The sequence below is a fragment of the Bacillus sp. LJBV19 genome (assembly GCF_017797845.1).
GTDB classification, from domain to species: domain Bacteria; phylum Bacillota; class Bacilli; order Bacillales; family Bacillaceae; genus Bacillus; species Bacillus velezensis.
Genome location: NZ_CP072563.1, coordinates 1,220,724 through 1,239,518 on the forward strand (window position 1 = coordinate 1,220,724; position 18,795 = coordinate 1,239,518).

Annotated in this window: 23 protein-coding genes; 18 read left to right on the forward strand and 5 right to left on the reverse strand. The window is 46.2% G+C overall.

What is annotated here, in order from left to right; genetic code table 11:
• The first annotated feature begins 32 nt into the window (after window positions 1–32).
• The 5 genes from uxaC to J6600_RS06270 all read left to right on the forward strand — a co-directional run bounded on the left by uxaC (window position 33) and on the right by J6600_RS06270 (window position 6,926).
• On the forward strand, window positions 33–1,430 hold the full coding sequence (uxaC, locus tag J6600_RS06250) for a glucuronate isomerase (protein WP_209388132.1): 1,398 nt from the start codon (window positions 33–35) through the stop codon (window positions 1,428–1,430).
• 24 nt (window positions 1,431–1,454) lie between these two features.
• On the forward strand, window positions 1,455–2,846 hold the full coding sequence (locus tag J6600_RS06255; protein ID WP_209388133.1) for an MFS transporter: 1,392 nt from the start codon (window positions 1,455–1,457) through the stop codon (window positions 2,844–2,846).
• 70 nt (window positions 2,847–2,916) lie between these two features.
• Window positions 2,917–3,915, forward strand: coding sequence for a LacI family DNA-binding transcriptional regulator (locus J6600_RS06260; protein WP_209388134.1), 999 nt, complete (start codon window positions 2,917–2,919; stop codon window positions 3,913–3,915).
• Between the two features lie 75 nt (window positions 3,916–3,990).
• The gene (locus J6600_RS06265) at window positions 3,991–5,436 is read left to right on the forward strand and encodes a tagaturonate reductase (RefSeq protein ID WP_128496590.1); all 1,446 of its coding nucleotides are present in this window, start codon (window positions 3,991–3,993) and stop codon (window positions 5,434–5,436) included.
• On the forward strand, window positions 5,433–6,926 hold the full coding sequence (locus J6600_RS06270; protein ID WP_209388135.1) for a UxaA family hydrolase: 1,494 nt from the start codon (window positions 5,433–5,435) through the stop codon (window positions 6,924–6,926). Before J6600_RS06265 ends, J6600_RS06270 begins: the two co-directional genes overlap by 4 nt.
• A 33-nt stretch (window positions 6,927–6,959) precedes the next feature.
• Here the strand turns inward: J6600_RS06270 and J6600_RS06275 are convergent, their stop codons facing one another.
• Window positions 6,960–7,724 carry a sulfite exporter TauE/SafE family protein gene (locus tag J6600_RS06275; protein ID WP_007610763.1) on the reverse strand — a complete coding sequence of 255 codons (765 nt, stop codon included), beginning with the start codon at window positions 7,722–7,724 and terminating at the stop codon, window positions 6,960–6,962.
• Window positions 7,725–7,869: 145 nt separating this feature from the next.
• Complete coding sequence (locus J6600_RS06280) at window positions 7,870–8,337, reverse strand: DinB family protein (protein WP_021494037.1); 468 nt, start codon at window positions 8,335–8,337, stop codon at window positions 7,870–7,872.
• Between the two features lie 204 nt (window positions 8,338–8,541).
• Between J6600_RS06280 and J6600_RS06285 the strand changes: the two genes are divergently transcribed.
• From J6600_RS06285 to J6600_RS06295, 3 genes are all read left to right on the forward strand, one after another.
• On the forward strand, window positions 8,542–9,678 hold the full coding sequence (locus J6600_RS06285; protein WP_087920760.1) for a Rap family tetratricopeptide repeat protein: 1,137 nt from the start codon (window positions 8,542–8,544) through the stop codon (window positions 9,676–9,678).
• Window positions 9,668–9,802, forward strand: a complete 135-nt coding sequence (locus J6600_RS06290) for a PhrA family phosphatase inhibitor (RefSeq protein WP_003154881.1) — start codon at window positions 9,668–9,670, stop codon at window positions 9,800–9,802. The genes J6600_RS06285 and J6600_RS06290 overlap by 11 nt, the downstream gene beginning before the upstream one ends.
• Window positions 9,803–9,944: 142 nt before the next feature.
• Window positions 9,945–10,898 carry an N-acetylmuramoyl-L-alanine amidase gene (locus J6600_RS06295; RefSeq protein ID WP_209388136.1) on the forward strand — a complete coding sequence of 318 codons (954 nt, stop codon included), beginning with the start codon at window positions 9,945–9,947 and terminating at the stop codon, window positions 10,896–10,898.
• A 37-nt stretch (window positions 10,899–10,935) separates the two neighbouring features.
• Here J6600_RS06295 and J6600_RS06300 read toward each other — a convergent pair whose 3' ends face one another.
• Window positions 10,936–11,313, reverse strand: a complete 378-nt coding sequence (locus J6600_RS06300) for a PH domain-containing protein (RefSeq protein ID WP_007610770.1) — start codon at window positions 11,311–11,313, stop codon at window positions 10,936–10,938.
• 109 nt (window positions 11,314–11,422) lie between these two features.
• Here J6600_RS06300 and J6600_RS06305 point away from each other — a divergent pair, with 109 nt between their 5' ends.
• Window positions 11,423–12,028 carry a poly-gamma-glutamate hydrolase family protein gene (locus tag J6600_RS06305; RefSeq protein ID WP_209388137.1) on the forward strand — a complete coding sequence of 202 codons (606 nt, stop codon included), beginning with the start codon at window positions 11,423–11,425 and terminating at the stop codon, window positions 12,026–12,028.
• A gap of 138 nt (window positions 12,029–12,166) precedes the next feature.
• Here the strand turns inward: J6600_RS06305 and J6600_RS06310 are convergent, their stop codons facing one another.
• Both J6600_RS06310 and xre read right to left on the reverse strand, forming a co-directional pair.
• Entirely contained in the window at window positions 12,167–12,757 is a 591-nt protein-coding gene (locus J6600_RS06310) for an ImmA/IrrE family metallo-endopeptidase (protein ID WP_014417517.1), read from the reverse strand.
• Between the two features lie 148 nt (window positions 12,758–12,905).
• On the reverse strand, window positions 12,906–13,244 hold the full coding sequence (gene xre / locus J6600_RS06315; RefSeq protein ID WP_003154871.1) for an HTH-type transcriptional regulator Xre: 339 nt from the start codon (window positions 13,242–13,244) through the stop codon (window positions 12,906–12,908).
• A 190-nt stretch (window positions 13,245–13,434) separates the two neighbouring features.
• Here xre and J6600_RS06320 point away from each other — a divergent pair, with 190 nt between their 5' ends.
• From J6600_RS06320 to J6600_RS06360, 9 genes are all read left to right on the forward strand, one after another.
• Window positions 13,435–13,614, forward strand: coding sequence for a hypothetical protein (locus J6600_RS06320; protein WP_014417518.1), 180 nt, complete (start codon window positions 13,435–13,437; stop codon window positions 13,612–13,614).
• The gene (locus tag J6600_RS06325; RefSeq protein WP_209388138.1) at window positions 13,604–14,431 is read left to right on the forward strand and encodes a phage portal protein; all 828 of its coding nucleotides are present in this window, start codon (window positions 13,604–13,606) and stop codon (window positions 14,429–14,431) included. Before J6600_RS06320 ends, J6600_RS06325 begins: the two co-directional genes overlap by 11 nt.
• Window positions 14,331–15,131: an ATP-binding protein gene (locus tag J6600_RS06330; protein WP_044802859.1), complete on the forward strand. Its 801-nt coding sequence runs from the start codon at window positions 14,331–14,333 to the stop codon at window positions 15,129–15,131. Before J6600_RS06325 ends, J6600_RS06330 begins: the two co-directional genes overlap by 101 nt.
• Window positions 15,131–15,298 carry a hypothetical protein gene (locus J6600_RS06335; RefSeq protein WP_003154863.1) on the forward strand — a complete coding sequence of 56 codons (168 nt, stop codon included), beginning with the start codon at window positions 15,131–15,133 and terminating at the stop codon, window positions 15,296–15,298. The genes J6600_RS06330 and J6600_RS06335 overlap by 1 nt, the downstream gene beginning before the upstream one ends.
• Before the next feature lie 97 nt (window positions 15,299–15,395).
• Window positions 15,396–15,737, forward strand: a complete 342-nt coding sequence (locus J6600_RS06340) for a hypothetical protein (RefSeq protein ID WP_014417522.1) — start codon at window positions 15,396–15,398, stop codon at window positions 15,735–15,737.
• Window positions 15,727–15,930, forward strand: a complete 204-nt coding sequence (locus tag J6600_RS06345) for an XtrA/YqaO family protein (RefSeq protein ID WP_003154859.1) — start codon at window positions 15,727–15,729, stop codon at window positions 15,928–15,930. Before J6600_RS06340 ends, J6600_RS06345 begins: the two co-directional genes overlap by 11 nt.
• Window positions 15,931–16,036: 106 nt before the next feature.
• Window positions 16,037–16,549 (forward strand): sigma-70 family RNA polymerase sigma factor, encoded by a 513-nt coding sequence (locus J6600_RS06350; RefSeq protein WP_007407279.1) that lies wholly within the window; start codon window positions 16,037–16,039, stop codon window positions 16,547–16,549.
• A 112-nt stretch (window positions 16,550–16,661) separates the two neighbouring features.
• A complete protein-coding gene (locus tag J6600_RS06355) occupies window positions 16,662–17,459 on the forward strand; it encodes a terminase small subunit (RefSeq protein ID WP_072177407.1) in 798 nt (265 codons plus the stop codon).
• A complete protein-coding gene (locus J6600_RS06360; RefSeq protein WP_209388139.1) occupies window positions 17,456–18,754 on the forward strand; it encodes a PBSX family phage terminase large subunit in 1,299 nt (432 codons plus the stop codon). The genes J6600_RS06355 and J6600_RS06360 overlap by 4 nt, the downstream gene beginning before the upstream one ends.
• The last annotated feature ends 41 nt before the right edge of the window (window positions 18,755–18,795 follow it).

Consider the following 18,795-nt stretch of genomic DNA (forward strand, 5'->3'; position numbering starts at 1 on the left):
ACGTTAACATTTTTAAGAGGGAGGATGAAAGTGTGAAAGCTTTTATGGGTGATGATTTTTTACTGGATAGTAAAACGGCCGTAAAGCTGTACCGGGAATACGCTGAAAACATGCCGATCATTGATTATCACTGTCACTTAAGCCCAAAGGAAATCTATGAAAATAAAACCTTCGCAACCATTACGGAGGCATGGCTTTACGGTGACCACTACAAGTGGCGGATTATGAGGGCCAACGGCATTGAAGAGCGCTGCATTACCGGAAACGCTTCAGATGAAGAGAAGTTTTTCGCCTGGGCAAAAACGGTGCCGATGGCGATAGGCAATCCGCTGTACAGCTGGACGCATTTAGAGCTGCAGCGCTGGTTCGGCATTTATGACGTATTGAATGAAAAAACGGCCGCGGCCATTTGGAAAAAAACGAATGAGCTCCTGCAGGGAGACGGGTTTGGCGCAAGGGATCTCATTCTGAAATCAAATGTCAAAGTCATTTGCACAACCGACGATCCTGCCGATGCGCTGACATACCACGAACTGTTGAAAGAAAGTGATTTTCCGGTTCAAGTGCTGCCCGGATTTCGGCCTGACAAAGGACTGGACATCAGCAGCCCGGGTTTTGCCGATTGGGTCCGTTCGCTGGAGAGCGCTTCCGGAATAGCTGTCACCACCTACCAATCGTATTTAGATGCGTTAGAATCCCGCGTCCGCTTTTTTCACAATGCCGGGGGAAGAGTGTCGGATCATGCGTTAGATCAAATGGTTTATGCCGAGACGACCGAAGAGGAAGCGGCCCGGATTTTTGCAGCCGGATTAAGCGGAGAGCATGTGTCTTTTGAAGATGAAAAGAAATTCAAAACACGGACGCTGCAATATCTTTGCGGTCTTTACGCCGAACTGGACTGGGCGATGCAGTTCCATATTAACGCGTTAAGAAATACCAATACAAATAAGTTCAGCAGCCTCGGTCCTGATACGGGATATGACTCAATTAATGATGAACGTATCGCAAAACCGCTTGCCCGGCTGTTAGATTCCGCCGAAAAAAAGCGGCAGTTGCCTAAAACGATTTTGTATTCTTTGAATCCGAATGACAACTATATTATCGCCAGCATGATCAACAGCTTTCAGGATGGGAAAACACCGGGGAAAATTCAATTCGGCACAGCCTGGTGGTTCAATGACACGAAAGATGGAATGCTCCAGCAAATGAAAGCGTTATCAAACGTGGGCCTGTTCAGCCGTTTTATCGGGATGCTGACGGATTCAAGAAGTTTCCTGTCCTATCCCCGCCATGAATACTTCAGGCGGCTTGTCTGCACGCTGATCGGTAGCTGGGCGGAACAAGGCGAAGCGCCTTACGATATGGAGCTTTTAGGAAAGATTGTCGAGGGGATTTGTTACCGGAATGCTGAGGAATATTTCCGCTTTTAAAAAATGGAATGAAAGAGGTGGCCTATGAGTAATGTGCCTGTCGTGACAGCATCTGCCGCAAAAGTGAAGGAGCATAAGCTGAGTCTGAAAGAAAAAGTATCCTATGGATTTGGAGATTTTGGGAACGGATTTATGTTTGATCTCGGGCAGATCTATTTGCTGAAGTTTTTCACAGATGTCGCAGGCATTCCGGCAGCGTTCGCCGGCAGTATTTTTTTGGTCAGCAAGCTGTTTGCGGCTTTGACTGATCCGATTGTCGGCTCGGCCATTGACTACAGAAAAAAGATCGGACCCCGGGGTAAATTCAGGCCGTACTTATTATTCGGAAGTATTATTCTTGCGGTCATGACCGTATTGATTTTTGTGTCACCGGACGTGAGCGTCACCTGGAAGCTTGTGTACGCCTATGCTTCTTACATGCTGTGGGGGGTCGCTTATTCTTTCGTCAATATTCCGTACGGCTCCCTCGGCGCGGCCATTACACAGGATGCGGAGGACAGAACGGCGCTTTCTGCATTCCGCCAGATCGGCTCCCTCGGCGCGCTGCTCATTACAAGTGTCATCGTCATCCCGATTCTCGTTCATTTTGATAACGTTCACATCGGCTACCCGGCAGTCATGGGGATGATGGCCGTAATCGGAATCGCGGGATTTATGATCTGCTACCGAAACTGCAAAGAAAGAATTATCGTCCGTGAAGCGCCGAAAGAAAAGCTGTCCGTCATGTCGGTTTTCAAATGCTTTATCGGCAACAAACCGCTTCTGACCGTCGTTTTCATGACGATTTTCTCAATATCGGCATATAACATTAAATCCGCTATGCTTGTTTACTTCGCCCAGTACAATCTCAACAATGCGGAGCTGATGTCCTACATGAGTTTTATCATCATCGGTTCTTCATTTTTAGGTGTTTTGTTTATGCCGAAACTCGTCAAACGCTTCGGAAAAAAGCAAACGGTGATGATCGGTTTTGCCGTCAGCGCCGCGGCTGATGCGCTGAATTTCTGTCTCCCGTCAAATGTATATATCTTTACGGCGTTAGCGAGCATTGCTTTTATCGGGATCAGCATACCAAACGGCATTACGTGGGCGCTTGTGTCGGACATTATTGATTACGGAGAATGGAAGACGGGTGAACGGAAGGAGGCGACGACATATTCGCTTTTCAACTTCTCCAGAAAACTCGCCCAATCTTTATCAGGTTTTCTTTCAGGCATCGGGCTGAGCGTTATCGGCTATATCCCGAATGCATCTCAGACAAAAGGCACGTTAATCGGGATTAAAGGGCTTCTGCTGCTGTACCCGGCTTTCGCTTTAGCGTGCGCCATGCTGATTATCGGTTTGATGTATAAGCTGACGGACCGGCAGCATGCCGAGCTCGTTCAGGACTTACATCATGCAAAACCTCAACTTTAGTGATTTTATGGACTGTCCGTTAATGGTACAATAGAAATAAATGACAGCATACAGAAAGAAAGGAAAAACGATGGTAACCATAAAAGATATCGCAAAACTCGCCAACGTATCCCACACCACCGTATCCCGGGCACTTAACGGCAGCCCCTACATTAAAGAGCATACAAAACAGAAAATATTAGCGCTCGCTTCACAGCTGAATTACACACCGAATGTAAATGCAAAAAGCCTTGCCATGCAAAAGTCCCATACGATCGGACTGTTTTTTACAAGCATCACAAACGGAACCTCACACAGCTTTTTTTCCGATACCATCAAAGGTGTAAACCGCACAATCAGTGAGGAATACAATTTGTTCGTTCGCGCGATTGACGACCTGAAAAGCTTTGAAACCATTACGCCCATGAGGTATGACGGAATCATTTTAATGAGCCAAAGCGACAGTGATAATTCATTTATTTATCATATTCGCGAGAAAAACATCCCGCTCGTCGTGCTGAACCGGGACATTGATGACCGGAGCATCACGAATATCCTGTCAAACGATAAAGAAGGCTCCAGACAGGCGGTCGACTGCCTGATCGCAAACGGACACAGAGATATCGCGATCATTGAGGGAAAGGAAGGATTCAGGTCAACTTCTCAGCGGAAAGAAGGCTATTTGACATCTTTAATTGATCATTCTATTCCGATTAAGCATGAATACAGTGTAAAAGGCCGCTATGATATGGAAAGCGGCAGTCAGGCGATGGAAAAACTCTTGGCGCTTCAATCACCGCCTACGGCTGTTTTTTGTTCAAACGATGATATGGCGATCGGGGCGATGAATGCCATTTTCGCCAAAGGCCTGAACGTTCCGGAAGATATATCCGTTATCGGGTTTGATGACATCGGCATTTCGCAATACATGACGCCGAGGCTTTCGACAGTAAAACGCCCGGTTGAAAAAATCAGCATACTCGGCGCAGAGAAGATTTTGGCGCTAATCGCCGACCCGGATACGGCGGCGGAAAAAATATACGAAAACACCGAGGTGATGATAAGAGATTCAATTAAAAAACTCACATAACGGCCCGTCTGATTATCCGGGTTTTCGTACAGAAAAATGTTAACGTGTGCATAAATGCAGAAGGAGGCGGACAGCTTGCGTCAGCTGAATAAAAAGATGTGCGGTGAATACATTCAATATCCTGAAAAAGTCCTTCAGTTCGGCGAAGGCAACTTTTTGCGGGCCTTCGCAGACTGGCAGATCGATCAAATGAATCAATTGACGGATTTTAATGGAAGCGTTGTCGCTGTACAGCCGAGAGGCTCTGAGAAAATCAAACGTTTAAACGAGCAGGACGGTTTGTTTACGCTTTTTTTGCAGGGGATAAAGGACGGAAAACCGGCTGAAGAACACATGATCGTCAAATCTATCAGCCGCGGCATTGATCTTTTTTCTGACTATGATTCCTTTAAACGGCTGGCAGCACAAGAGGAGCTTCGTTTTATCATTTCCAATACGACGGAAGCGGGAATTACGTTTGAGAAAGGCGACCGGCTTGAAGATAGGCCTCAAAAAACATTCCCCGGGAAATTAGCGGCGTTCCTTTATTTCCGCTATAAGGCATTTACGGGTGACGCCGAGAAAGGGTGCATTGTGCTTCCATGTGAACTGGTCGAAGAAAACGGACGGAAACTGAAGGCTGCCGTGCTTCAATATGCCGGGCTGTGGGAGCTGGAGCCTGATTTTACTCAATGGATTCATGACGCGAACATCTTCTGCAATACTCTCGTGGATCGGATTGTTCCTGGATTTCCTGTTGATACCGCGGAAGAACTTACCGATTTTCTCGGATACGAAGACCGTCTGCTTGTGGTCGGTGAGCATTATTATTTGTGGGTGATAGAAGGGCCGGAACAGCTTCAGAATGAGCTTCCTTTTGCTGAGGCCGGGCTGAACGCACTGATCACGTCTGACCTTACGCCTTACAGGACAAAAAAGGTGAGAATCTTAAACGGCGCTCACACGGCATTGGCGCCAGTGGCTTTACTATACGGACTGCAAACCGTCCGGGAAGCGGCTGAGCACGAGGTGACGGGCAGATTCATCGAAGAGCTGATCAATGAAGAAATCCTCCCTGTGCTGCAAATGGAGGGTGTCACCCAATACGCGGCAGATGTGTTACAGCGGTTTAAAAACCCTTATATCCAACATTATCTGCAAAGCATTACCCTTAACGCCGCCGCGAAATTCAAAACAAGAAACCTGCCGACGCTGAAGGCTTATATCGAACAGGAGGGCCGGCTACCTGAGAAGCTGGTATTTTCGTTCAGCGCCATGATCTATTCATACTGGAACGGACCGAACAAACCGGCTGACGGCGAGGAGGTTCTTAACCGTTTCCAAATGGCGCGGTCCCGTTGCAAAGATGATATGTTTCAAGCGGCATCTGCCATATTAGGAGAAGAGCGATTGTGGGGGAGGAATCTGAATCATCTTCCGGGGCTGACTGAACGAACGGCTTTTTTTCTGTCTGTCATTCATAAGCGGGGTATGAAGCATGCGTTACATGAATGCTGCGGCAAAAAGGGGGAAGTAAAATGAAAGAGGTCATAAAAATCCATAAAAACGATAACGTGCTTCTCGCCATGCGCCATTTTAACAAAGGGGAGCGGCTGCATACAGACGGACTGACGATTGAAGTGAAGGACCCTGTAAAGCGGGGGCATAAAATCGCGCTGCAAACCATTGAAGAAAACGGCAGCATTATTAAATACGGTTTTTCGATCGGGCGTGCGACAAGGCGGATTTCGGCCGGCGAGCATATTCATACCCATAATCTGCAAACGAATTTATCTGATGTGCAAGAATACACGTATTCACCGCGCTTCGAGGACAATCCTTTTACAAATGAGAACCGGACATTTAAAGGCTACAAAAGAGAAAACGGTACATCCGGCGTCCGGAATGAACTGTGGGTCGTACCTACAGTCGGCTGTGTAAACGGCGTTGCTGAGAAAATCCTGCAGCGCTTCGTAACAGAGGCGAAAGACATTGCGCCCTTTGACAATGTGCTGGTTTTAAAGCACCAATACGGCTGCTCCCAGCTTGGCGATGATCATGAGAATACGAAACAAATGCTGATAAACGCCATCCGTCATCCAAATGCGGGCGGTGTGCTGGTTTTAGGGCTCGGCTGTGAAAATAATGAGCTGGCGGCGATTAAGGAAACGCTTTCTGAAGTGAACGGAGATCGGGTGAAATTTCTCGAATCACAGGCTGTCACAGATGAAATTGAAGCAGGGACTGCGCTACTTAAAGAGATACACCTTGCGGCAAAGGGAGATAAACGTGAGGAGATTCCGCTGTCAGAATTGAGCATCGGATTGAAATGCGGCGGGTCGGACGGTTTTTCCGGCATCACCGCAAACCCTTTATTAGGGAGATTTTCAGATTACTTGATTGCACAGGGAGGGAGCACGGTCTTAACGGAGGTGCCTGAGATGTTCGGCGCTGAGACGATTCTCATGCAGCGTGCGGCGAGCGAAGAAGTGTTTCATAAAACAGTCCGATTGATCAATGATTTCAAGCAATATTTTATGAAGCACGAGCAGCCGATTTATGAAAACCCGTCACCTGGGAATAAGGAAGGCGGCATTTCAACGCTCGAAGACAAGTCGCTCGGCTGCACCCAAAAAGCCGGTCTTGCACCGGTTTCTGATGTGCTGACATACGGTGAAACCCTGAAAACAAAGGGATTGACACTGCTCAGTGCGCCCGGCAATGATTTAATCGCTTCTTCAGCGCTCGCCGCGGCGGGCTGTCACATCGTTTTGTTTACAACCGGAAGAGGCACGCCGTTCGGCACATTTGTCCCGACTGTGAAAGTATCAACAAATACCGATTTATTTCAATCAAAGCCTCATTGGATTGATTACAACGCGGGCAGATTGGCGGAAGACCAAACAACAGAAGATCACATTGTAAGAGATTTTATTCAATACATTATTAAAGTTGCAAGCGGAGAATTCGTCAATAACGAAAAAAACGATTTTCGGGAGCTTGCAATCTTTAAGTCCGGTGTGACGTTATAAGGGAAAAGGCGATCTGACAACAGACCGCCTTTTTTATATTAATTTTATTCCGCTGATTAAAATAATCGCCGCCATCACAAATTGCAGCGGGCGCGGTGAGAATTTCGGCGAAAAGAAGCTGCCGAGAAGCACACCCGGCACAGAGCCGATCAACAGATTCAATACAAGCAGGTAATCGACGCTTCCGAAGCTTGCGTTTAACAGACCGGCAGCAGTTACGAGCAGAAAGGCATGTGCGATATCCGTTCCCACTACTTCTGCCGTTTTCATTCTGAACAGGTATAGCATGGCGATCGCAAATAACGAGCCGGACCCAATAGATGTCAGGCCGACGATGAAGCCGAAAATGACGCCGATCAATATCATGAGTGTCCGCTTTTCTTCAAGCGTTTTTTGCTGCCAGCGGTTCGGCCGCAGTTTTTTATCGAAAAAAAGGCGGGCGATAATGGAAATGGCGACAAGGGTCAGCACGTAGCCGAGCGCCTGTTTGATAATCTGCTCCTGATGCTGGTGAAAAGCGGGAAACAAGTGAAGAACACCGATGGCGGCTGTTGCGCTGGGAATGCTCCCGAGCGCCAAGTAGCCGACAAGTTTAAATTGAACGGTACGCTGCTTCCAATGAGAAACGACACCGAACAGTTTGGTGATGGAGTTATATAAAAGGTCAGTGCCGACGGCGATTGAGGGGTTGATCCCCAAAACGATCAGTAAAGGAGTCAAAAGCGCCGCTCCTCCCACACCCGTCAATCCGACAAGCGTTCCGACAAAGAAACCCATAAACACAATGCTTACAGTCATCTGTGTGCCTCCTGAATAATCCTACTATTTTTATCAGATTATATATGATTAAGAGGCGGTAATCAATTAAATTTTCGGAAAATTTTATACAGTACAAAAAAATCCGCCAGCCTGCTGTTATGTCGCAGACCTGCGGATGGCCGGATTATGATTTTTGCTGATAAAACGGAAGTTCCGTGTGGCCCATTTCTCTGACATACACGAAAAGGTTGCCTTTATGATGAATTTCATGCTCCATGGCAAGCTGAAGGAGAGCAGCGCCGGTCACTTTTCTGCCGAAAGAGGCGGTCAGGTCAATTTCGCGGTTCAGCTGCTCTTCAGTCAGCTGTGACAGAATGTCTGTCGTTTTTTCAGTACATGCTTCCGCCAGTTTGACGAGGTCTGTTTCCGCTTCTTCTTTCGGTTTGTTCTGGATGGCTGATCCGTTTCCGTCGTTAATGACGTTTGCAAACATAAGAAAAGAATAAACGATGTGTTTTACAAGTTCCTGAGCGGACATTGATGTCTCTGCCGGTTTGTAGTCGTAATGCTCGCGGCTGATTTTTTCCGCCAGTTCAATCGTCACGTTTCGATGTGACAGAAAGTGGCTGACCAATTGATTTTGTGCTGTCATGTGAAAACCCCCATTTAATACAGAATAAAAGCTGCAAGGATATGCTATATCAACGGCACGGAAGAAACAAGCAATAAGCTTGTGACGGAGATAAATCGTTGCGGATATCCGAAATTCGACAATTGCGGTCTTTTTGCGTTCTTCTTTTTCTAGCAAATATGATAAAATATGACATATCTCGGTCATTCCAAAAGGGGGGATTTATTGAGGATGAAGCAGACTATTCCGTCCTCTTTTGTCGGGCTCAAAATTAATGAATGGTATACCCATATCCGGCAGTTTCACGTCCTTGAGGCGGAGCGCGTCAAACGTGAAGTAGAGAGAGAGATCGAGGATATGGAAGAAGATCAGGATCTGCTGCTGTATTATTCATTAATGGAATTCAGACACCGTGTCATGCTGGATTACATCAAGCCCTTAAAGGAGGACCCTTCTCAGCCTGAGTTTTCAGAATTATTGGAAGACATTGAAGGCAACCAGTATAAACTGACAGGACTGCTTGATTACTACTTTAATTTTTTTCGAGGAATGTACGAATTTAAACAGAAAATGTTCCTAAACGCCATGATGTATTACAAACGGGCTGAAAAAAACCTTGCACTCGTTTCTGATGACATCGAGAAAGCTGAGTTTGCTTTTAAAATGGCCGAGATATTTTACAACCTGAAACAAACCTACGTCTCCATGAGTTATGCCGTTCAAGCCCTTGAAACGTACCAATCGTATGAGACGTACAACGTCCGCAGAATCCAATGTGAATTCGTTATTGCAGGGAATTATGATGACATGCAGTATCCAGAAAGAGCATTGCCCCACTTAGAACTTGCTTTAGATCTTGCAAAACAAGAAGGCAATCCCCGTCTTATCAGTTCAGCCTTATATAATCTCGGAAACTGTTACGAAAAAATGGGAGACCTCTCTAAAGCAGCCGAATATTTTGAGACATCCGTTTCCATTTGCAGGTCAGAAAAGTTCGATAATCTTCCGCATTCTATTTACTCATTAACACAGGTTCTTTATAAACAGAACACTACAGCCGAAGCAGAGAAGCAATACCGCCTCGGGCTCAGTATCGCCCGCGAATACAATGATGAATTGTTTGTGAATCTGTTCCAATTTTTACATGCGTTATACGGCAAGGAAATGGATAACGCATCCGTCAGGCACACGTTTGATTTTCTGGAAGAACACATGCTGTATCCGTATGTGGAAGAATTGGCGCATGATGCTGCCAAATTTTACATGAAACACGGACAGCCTGAAAAAGCGCTCACGTTTTATGAAAAAATGGTGCACGCCCAAAAACAAATCCAGAGAGGAGATTGTCTATATGAAATCTAAACTGTTGTCAGGATTGCTGCTTGTTGCTGTCGGGTTCAGCTTTACACAGGTGATCGGCCATGAAAGCCATTTGGAAAACCAAGCGGACGGCACATTCCATATTGCCGCGCGCAACCAAACATAACATAAAGACCCTTCTTTGGAAGGGTCTTATTTTTTGCATGCGTATCCATTCCATTTTTATCCGAATGCAGGGTCTATATGCTCAAGTTATCTGTCCTACGAATGCCACCTATTGATGAAAAAGGCATAAGGAGAGATGAAGAGTGGGGATTGAAGTGAAAAAACGGCTCGTATCGGCTGATAAATATGCGTTAAAATGTCCGAATCCGATGACGCCGGAGTATATTACCATTCATAACACGGCAAACGACGCATCCGCCGCTAATGAAATCAGCTATATGACGGGAAACAGCGAATCAACGAGCTATCATTTTGCGGTTGATGACAAAGAAGTGATCCAGGGAATTCCGTTGGACCGGAATGCCTGGCATTCGGGAGACGGCACGAACGGTACCGGAAACCGAAAGTCGATTGCTATAGAAATCTGTTACAGCAAGTCAGGCGGCGAACGGTACAGAGCCGCAGAAGAACTGGCGATTGCGTTCGCGGCGCAGCTTTTGAAAGAACGGGGCTGGGGGATTGACAGAATCAGAAAGCATCAGGACTGGAACGGAAAGTACTGCCCGCACCGCATTTTGTCTGAAGGCCGCTGGGGTGAAGTGAAGGCGAATATTGAAAAGAAATTAAGCGGAAGTATGCCGGCGAAAAAAGCCTCTATTTCTTCTTCCGCCTCTGAATACCATGTGAAAAAAGGCGACACCTTATCGGAAATCGCCGCATCGCACGGTGTCAGTGTAAAATCGCTGCAAAGCATCAACCATATCACCGATCCGAATCACATTACAGTCGGACAAGTGATCAAGCTCGCTCAGGCGGGTTCTTCTTCAAAAAGTCAGGCTGTGCCTTCCTATCCGCTTCCATCCGGTGTGATCAAAGTGACGAAACCGCTGACGAAAGGGACAAACGTAAAACAAGTGCAAAACGCTTTATCCGCTCTTTATTTTTATCCCGATAAAGGAGCAAAAAATCATGGGGCGGACGGCGTTTACGGTCCGAAAACGGCAAATGCCGTAAAACGTTTTCAATCCGTCAGCGGATTAACGGCAGACGGAATTTACGGCCCGAAAACGAAGGCGAAAATTGAAGAAAAACTGTAATCAATAAAACGGAAGCTCCCCGGGCTTCCGTTTCTTCTTACATACAAACTGCGGCAAGGGCCTTTTGAATATCATAAATGCTTTCATCTTTTTTAAACTGCTTTGAGACAGCGGGAAGTTCCGCGCCTGAAATCCAAATTTTCAGCTCTGAATCAAGGTCAAAGCGGCCGGCGGTTTCTACGCTGAATCTGGAAATGCTCTTGTACGGAATGGATTGAATCTCCGTTTTCTTCCCCGTGAGTCCCTGTTTATCAACAAGAATAAGACGCTTATCCGTAAAGACAATGATATCTCGGACGAGCTTAAATGCGGCGTTGACATTCTCACCTTCCAGCAGAATACGGGCCAGTTCTGCTTTTGCTTCAGCCGTCGATATTGTCGACGCATTGCCCAGCAATCCATTGATGAACCCCATGATATATCCCCCCTGATACGTATTCTATCAAATCATACTATAAAAAGGTTTCCATTCCCAGATGAGTAGAGTAAACTGATGCTGACTGGAAAAGGAGAGCATGTTACACATGAAAGATAGATATGACAATTTCGCAGCCCTTTCTGCTGCTGAATCGGAATACAGAATTATTTATGAAGAAAAAGAGGGAAGTAAATGTATCGTCCTCGCTCCCCACGGCGGGAGAATTGAACCGGGTGTCAGTGAGCTGGTGCGGGCATTTTCTGACCAAAGCTCAATTTACTTATTTGAAGGGACGAAGCGGTGCAATAACCGTTCTCTCCACTTGACAAGCACACGCTTTGACGAACCCCTGGCTTTAGAAAAAGTGACCGCCCATCATTACGGATTGGCTTTTCACGGGTATCATGATCTGAAAAAGGCAAATACACTCGTCGGGGGCGCGGATCTGGAAAAAGCAAGACTGATTTGTGATCTGCTGCGTGAAGCGGGATTTGATGCCGAGCTGACAGAGAAGAATGATCGGCTGGCAGGTGTAAATCCCGGCAACATTGTCAATCGGACAAAAAGGAAAATGGGGCTGCAATTGGAAGTGAGCACGGCGCAGAGACACGCGCTTTTCAGCAATTTTGGCTGCCAGGGAGAAAAATATACGCCAACCGATCTGTTTTTTCGGTATGTAGAAGCCGTGAAGGCCGGTTTTTATGATAAATGAACAGGGGGGCCCGTTTTTACATTCACTGGAGCTATGCGGCGCAAGAAGTGCTTAGCGGGCAGCACGGTGAGAACAGCGTCATGATGCAAAAACCTTTCCTGCGATTTAAAATGCTGACACTCTGCCGGCGGAGAATCGCTAATTTTCAATAAAATACGGCGTTTTTTCTTCAGCGGCATGCAAGTGTGTCTGTCCGCTTTCATAATACCCATTCGGCCGCTTGTCGGATAACAGACAAGTGAGCCGCTTCTGAAATTGAATACCTGCTTTACGCCGTTCAAACAGCTCCAGCCTTTTTTCCGCAAATGATGCCGTCACCCGGAAAGCGGCTGCGATTAAAATAACGGCATGGCTTCTCCGCTGGGGAAGCTCCATGTTTAACAGCATAAAGGTCGGCACACAGAAGTGGTACATAAAATGGTTGGCCTGAAATTCCTGCAGTTCCCTGAACAGCTTGTTCATATGAAAATGGTTGCCGGTATGCTTCAGCACATGGCACAGTTCGTGCGCAAAATCCTGCCATTGCTCTTCGGGTGACTTTTTTTGGTTCAGGACGATGCTGTACATGCCGTCCCGCTTCAGCATCATACTGTGCGTATCTTCAAAATGAATCCAAATGTCAAGCTCCTTGGCAATCATCTGCATATCAATATGGAGAGGGGCGGTCATTCCCATGCGGCAATATAAGTTTTTGACGTATTCCTCAAGATGTGTTAAAAAATCGCCCAATTGAATACACCCTTTCGAACATATGTTCTTTTTTAAGCGAGAAAGAAAAGCCCTGATCGGACTTTGAATCAATTCCCTTTTCTTTTAAAAATAAACATTCAGCTTTTATATCGGCTGAACGTTAAGCAGTTTAAAGGAAAAGAGCGGATTATTTATGTTTCGGCCTGCGGTTTTTCTCTTTTTCTTTTAAATAATTAATGAATTCAATGGCCTGCTGCTTGCTTTCCGGCGAAAAGTCCTGCATGTCCCGATATGCTATCTGCAGGTCGGGATCGGCAAACATGTCTTCATCTGAAGGTTCTTTTCCGGTTAACAAATAATCAGTCGACACTTTGAAATAATCCGCAAGCTTTTGCAGCGTGTCGTAATCGGGTTCAGATCGGCCGTTTTCATAATGAGAATATCTGGCGCGCGAGACACCGATATGATTTGCGACTTCTTCCTGCGTTTTCTTTCCTCTGAGACTCTTTAATCTTCCGCCTATCATCCGAATGACCTCTCTTTTTTCAACACCCTAAGTTACTTATGATTATAGATACAAAATGTATCAAAATAAAGATATGATAAAAAAAGTATCAAAAAGGTCTTGATGATACGAAATGTATCGTATATAATCAACATCATAAGGATACGAAATGTATCAAAATACGATAAGAAATTGATCAGGAGGGTGAGAGATGCAGCCGATAATCATCCGTTTCAGCAGCAATCCGGCTGACCAGAGATGTTTAGGAAAAGCAGGCGGTTCGATATCTTTTACCGCTTGCGGACTTCCGGTATTCCGATTTGATAACCGATTGCAGTATGAACGCTATATAAGTCTGAAGAAAAACGGAGACGTCCAATATGAATCGTAAAAGCTACCCGTTTTTCATCTATTCCGGATTATTGAATTCAGAACATTATGAAAAAATAGGGTCCGCCATATGGCTGTTTTTATGGTTCATCAGCTCAACGACAAAGGAACACGTAAAAGACGGCGTAAAGTGGGGGATCGTCCTCGGTCATAAGCCCGTAAAAGCAAAAGAAATGGCCGACGTATTTGCCGTCAGCGAAAAAACCGTCAGACGGTGGCTTGAGGTTTTGGAACAGCATGAATATATCAAAACCGTCCGCGCCCCTTACGGACTCATCGTCTCCGTAAAGCACTCGAAAAGATTCACGCCGAAAAAGACATTGACCCGCCCGGAAGTCACAGACCGGACAATATCGGCGGATCACCGGGACAAAAATGTCCGGAGAGAAATAGATATAACAAAAAATCATACTGCTGAAGAAGCGATTAACGACATTGCCGCCCATTTTATCAGATTAAGGTCTGCACAGGAGAGGCGGAGCGTATACCCCTCGCCCCGGGATTATCAGGCCATCGCCCGTATTGTTTCCCTCGGTGCGTCAGCACAAGAAGCAATCAAATGGCTCGGCGAATGCTTTACCGCTTTTGAACAGCGGCGCACCTCTTCAGCTGAAACGATCAAGGCTTTCAGCTATTGCGCCAAGTATATGGAAGACCGCTTGAATGCACGAATTGCGGGAAGGACAATCACAACAAAAAAAGAGAGGAATACGATACATGACAAAACGAACGATCGAGCAGATACTGGCCGACCTGAAAAACGGAAAACGTCCATTACTGGCGGACAGACCGGAAGAATCAGACGAAAGCCGCTTTGACTGTCCGCTCTGTAAAGATCAGGGCGGTTATCTCAAAAACCAGCTGGGAATGGATGTGTGGGTTAAGTGCCGCTGCGCCGCCGAACGAAAAGCAGAGCGCATCCTCAGCGCAAGTGAGATTACAGATGCCTTTCGGAAGCTGGATTTCAAAGGATTTATCACGCGGGGCAAGCCTCAGGCAGTCGTCGACGCATATGAGTGCGCCCTTGAATATGTTGAAAACTTCGACAAGATTAAAAACTGCCGGAAAAACAGCATTGCCCTTTTAGGGCGTCCGGGATCGGGAAAAACCCATCTTTTGACCGCTCTCAGCAATTATGTCATGAGACAGAAGCAGACACCGGTGCTGTATTTTCCTTTTGTGGAGGGCTTTACGGATTTAAAAAATGATTTTGATCTGCTTGATGCAAAGCTTGGCCGTATGAAACAGGCGGATGTGCTTTTTATTGACGATCTGTTCAAACCGCTGAACGGAAAACCCCGGGCGACCGATTGGCAGATTGAACAAATGTACGCCGTCGTGAATTACCGCTATTTAAATCATAAGCCGGTTCTTATCTCGAGCGAGCTGGCCTGTGACGGACTGGTGCAGGTTGATGAAGCCTTGGGCACAAGAATTTATGAGATGTGCAGCGATTATTTAGTCATCATTAATGGCAATTCATTTGACGTAAACCACAGATTAGAGGGGGCGAGATAATGTGTAAACTGTGCGGGCCGAAGAAGGTCATTGTGACGGAAACGGGTTTCGGCGCTGTCTTTCACCCTTGCCCGAACTGCAAAACAGGCACTGATTTAACGCCGGTCATTAAACGTCTTGAGCGAATGGTTCAAGACGCAAAAGCGAGGCTTGATGCACGTGTATAAATATATCAAATGGCTTTTTTGCCTGCTGTTCAGGGCGAAACGGATAGAAAAGCAAATTGAAGCATGGCATGAGGCTGATGGAAAGTGAGGATAACCATTGCAAGAAAAACACAGCCCCGCTCCATGGCGGGCCGTACACAGCGGAGAAGAAAAACCCATTTACATTTATTCCGCTTACAGCGAAGCGGATAAAGAGAAGTTCCCTTATTCAAACGGAAGGCTCATCGCGGCCGTTTTCAACTTAAGTTCATACTCTCAGCAGATCAACGCGGCATTGATGGCGAAAGCTCCGGAACTTTTTGAGGCGGCCGAAACGGCTCTCCGCCTGCTCCGGGGAGAAAGTTCTGAAGAAAAAGAAGCGTTTATAAATCAGCTCGAAAGCCTCATACATGAAGTAAACATCCTGAAAAAGACGGAGGACGTAAAACATGAATCCTAAAAAACTGACCGACATTGAACATACAACATTAAAAAGCCAGCTGGAAGAAGGCAAGGTTCGGGTGATTATTGTAGACGGACTGAAAAAGGAAGCATGGCTCGCCGAAGCGCCGGAGCACGGCAAAACGCTTGTCGAAACGCGAAAAGGGGATCTGGCCCGGGTCGAATATGAAATCGGCTTTAAATTGAATTAAAAACAGAATACGTCCAAGACGGAAAGCCTGCGGACACTGATCAATCGCGCACATGCTGCGCATTGGTTGGTGTCCTTTTTTTGTTCCGAAAAAGAGGAGGATCTACATGGAAGACTTACTATTTGAATATAAACGCACGCTGAAAGAGACGAAAAAGTGGTACAAGCAGCTGGAGGAAGCCGATGAAACGGTGCTTACTTCAGAAGAACTGAAAGATAAAAAAATCATCAGAACAATCATTACAGATGTGGAATATGTCATCGAATGGCTTGAAAAAGGCCGGCAGCCCGGCATAAGAAGAGCGATAGACCGCAGAGACGCTTATCAGAGAATGCTGATTAAAGATCCGAGAATTATAGAAACCTATTCACAGGCGCTGATGTTTGAACCTTCCGGGAATGTGACTGAAGAAGACAGAATCAGACTGCGGGACGCATTAGCCGTTTTAACGGATAGAGAAAAAGAAATGCTGCTGCTCCACAAAGCGGAATGCTTTTCATATGAACGGATCGCCGCCTTGCTGAATGTAAAGAAATCTACCGTACAGACGACGGTCAAACGGGCGCTTCTAAAAATTCAAAAACAGCAGGAACAAAGAAATCAATCGCCTGCTTCATAAGTTGTCATACGTTTGCCACCTAGAAGTGAACAGACGATCACAAAAAGCGGCCCGATTAGAAGCCGCTTTTTATTATAGACAATCATGTCGGAGGTGGCGGTGATGCCGTAGCATGAAAAACGCAAAAAGAGAACAGGCATTTACAATCTATCAGTCTCATAAAGGCCGCATCACAAATCGCGCCCTTGCCGGCAAATCAGGCGTATCCGCAAGAACGATCGGCAGATGGAAAAAAGAAGGGCGCTGGGACGAGGCGCTCCATAAGAACGCGGAAAGCGGCGGAAAAAACAACCCGGGCGAAGGTGATGAGTTAAACGAACGTCAGCGGCTGTTTTGTCTTTATTATGTGAAAAGCTTTAACGCCACCCAATCTGCGATAAAAGCCGGGTATTCACCGGAAAGCGCGCATGTGACGGGAAGCAGGCTGTTAAAAAACGGAAAAGTCGCCAAAGAAATCAGCCGCATGAAAAAGGAAATGGTCAATAAAGTGTTTGTCGAAGCGATGGACGTTCTTCAAGTCTATGTGAAAATCGCTTTCGCCGACATTACCGATTATGTAACCTTCGGAAAAAAAGAGGTTCAGGCCTTCGGAAAATCAGGGCCGCTCTTTGACGAAAATGATAATCCGATTATGCAGGAAATCAGCTACGTTGACGTTAAAGATTCGCACCTTCTGGACGGAACCATCGTCACAGAAGCAAAACTCGGAAAAGAGGGCATTGCAATAAAGCTTGCCGACAAGATGAAGGCTCTTGAAAAGCTGTCCTTGTACTTTGACCTTTTCCCCGATCAATTTAAACAAAAAATCGAAAATGAAAAATTAAAGCTGGCACAGCAGAAGATGGAAAAAACAGAAGACAGCCAAAAGCCGATTGACATTGTCATTACGCGGAAAGAGGAACGGTCATGATTGAAAAAGCGGTCAACCCGCGCTTTGAAGATTATTTGTTCAATTGGAATGAAACGTACCAATTTCTCGTCGGAGGCTACGGCTCGTCAAAAAGCTATCATACCGCGCTGAAAATCATCTTGAAGCTGCTTCGTGAAAAGCGGACGGCGCTTGTCGTGCGGGAAGTTTTCGATACGCACAGAGATTCTACTTTTGCCTTGTTTGAAGATATTATCGGGGAGCTTGAACTGGAACATGCCGTAAAGGCCGTGTCTTCGCCGATGCAGCTGAGATTTTCAAACGGAAGCCGGATTATGTTTAAAGGGATGGACAACCCGGCCAAATTGAAATCCATTCATCATATTTCACTGATTTGGATTGAAGAATGCTCTGAAGTGAAGTATGAAGGCTTTAAGGAGCTGATCGGCCGTCTGCGCCATCCCGAGCTTTCGCTTCATATGATATGCACCACAAATCCCGTCGGCACCTCCAATTGGACGTACCGGCATTTTTTCCGTGATGACCAAAAAAAACGGTTCGTATTGGATGATCAGACGCTGTATGAAAAAGGCACCGTCGTTAAGGGAGATACGTATTACCACCATTCCACAGCGTGCGATAATCTGTTTTTGCCGAAAAGCTATATTAAGCAGCTGGACAGCTTACGGCATTACGATCCCGATTTATACCGGATCGCCCGCAAAGGACAGTTCGGCGTTAACGGCATCCGCGTGTTTCCGCAGTTTCAGGTCATGGAGCACAACGAAGTAACGGAGCGGATTGCTTCCATCAGACGCCCCCTGTTTCGGACGGGCATGGATTTCGGTTTTGAAGAGTCATACAATGCGGTCATCCGGCTTGCCGTCGATCCGGATCAAAAAGACCTTTATATTTTCTGGGAGTATTACAAAAACAAAATGACCGATGATCAGACAGCTGAGGAGCTTCAGGAATTGGCGGATCAAAAAGAGCTGATCAAAGCGGATTCGGCTGAGCCGAAAAGCATCCAATATTTTCGCAGGCAGGGCTTTTGCATGGTTGCGGCCAAAAAGTTTCCGGGCTCAAGACTTCAGTATACAAAAAAGCTGAAACGGTTCAAACATATCTATTGCTCAGACAGCTGTCAACATACGATCCGCGAATTGCAGAACTTAACGTACGCAAAAAACAAAAACGGCGTTCTGTCGGAAGATGAGTTTTCAATTGATCCCCACACACTTTCAGCCATTTGGTATGCGCTGGATGACTATGACGCGGCGGATCTGAAAGATGCATCACAAAAACGGAGACGTCCGAATCGGGAAAGGAGGAGGTAGGTGTTGCCGAACTATCAAAACGTTAGAGCCACCGTCTTTAA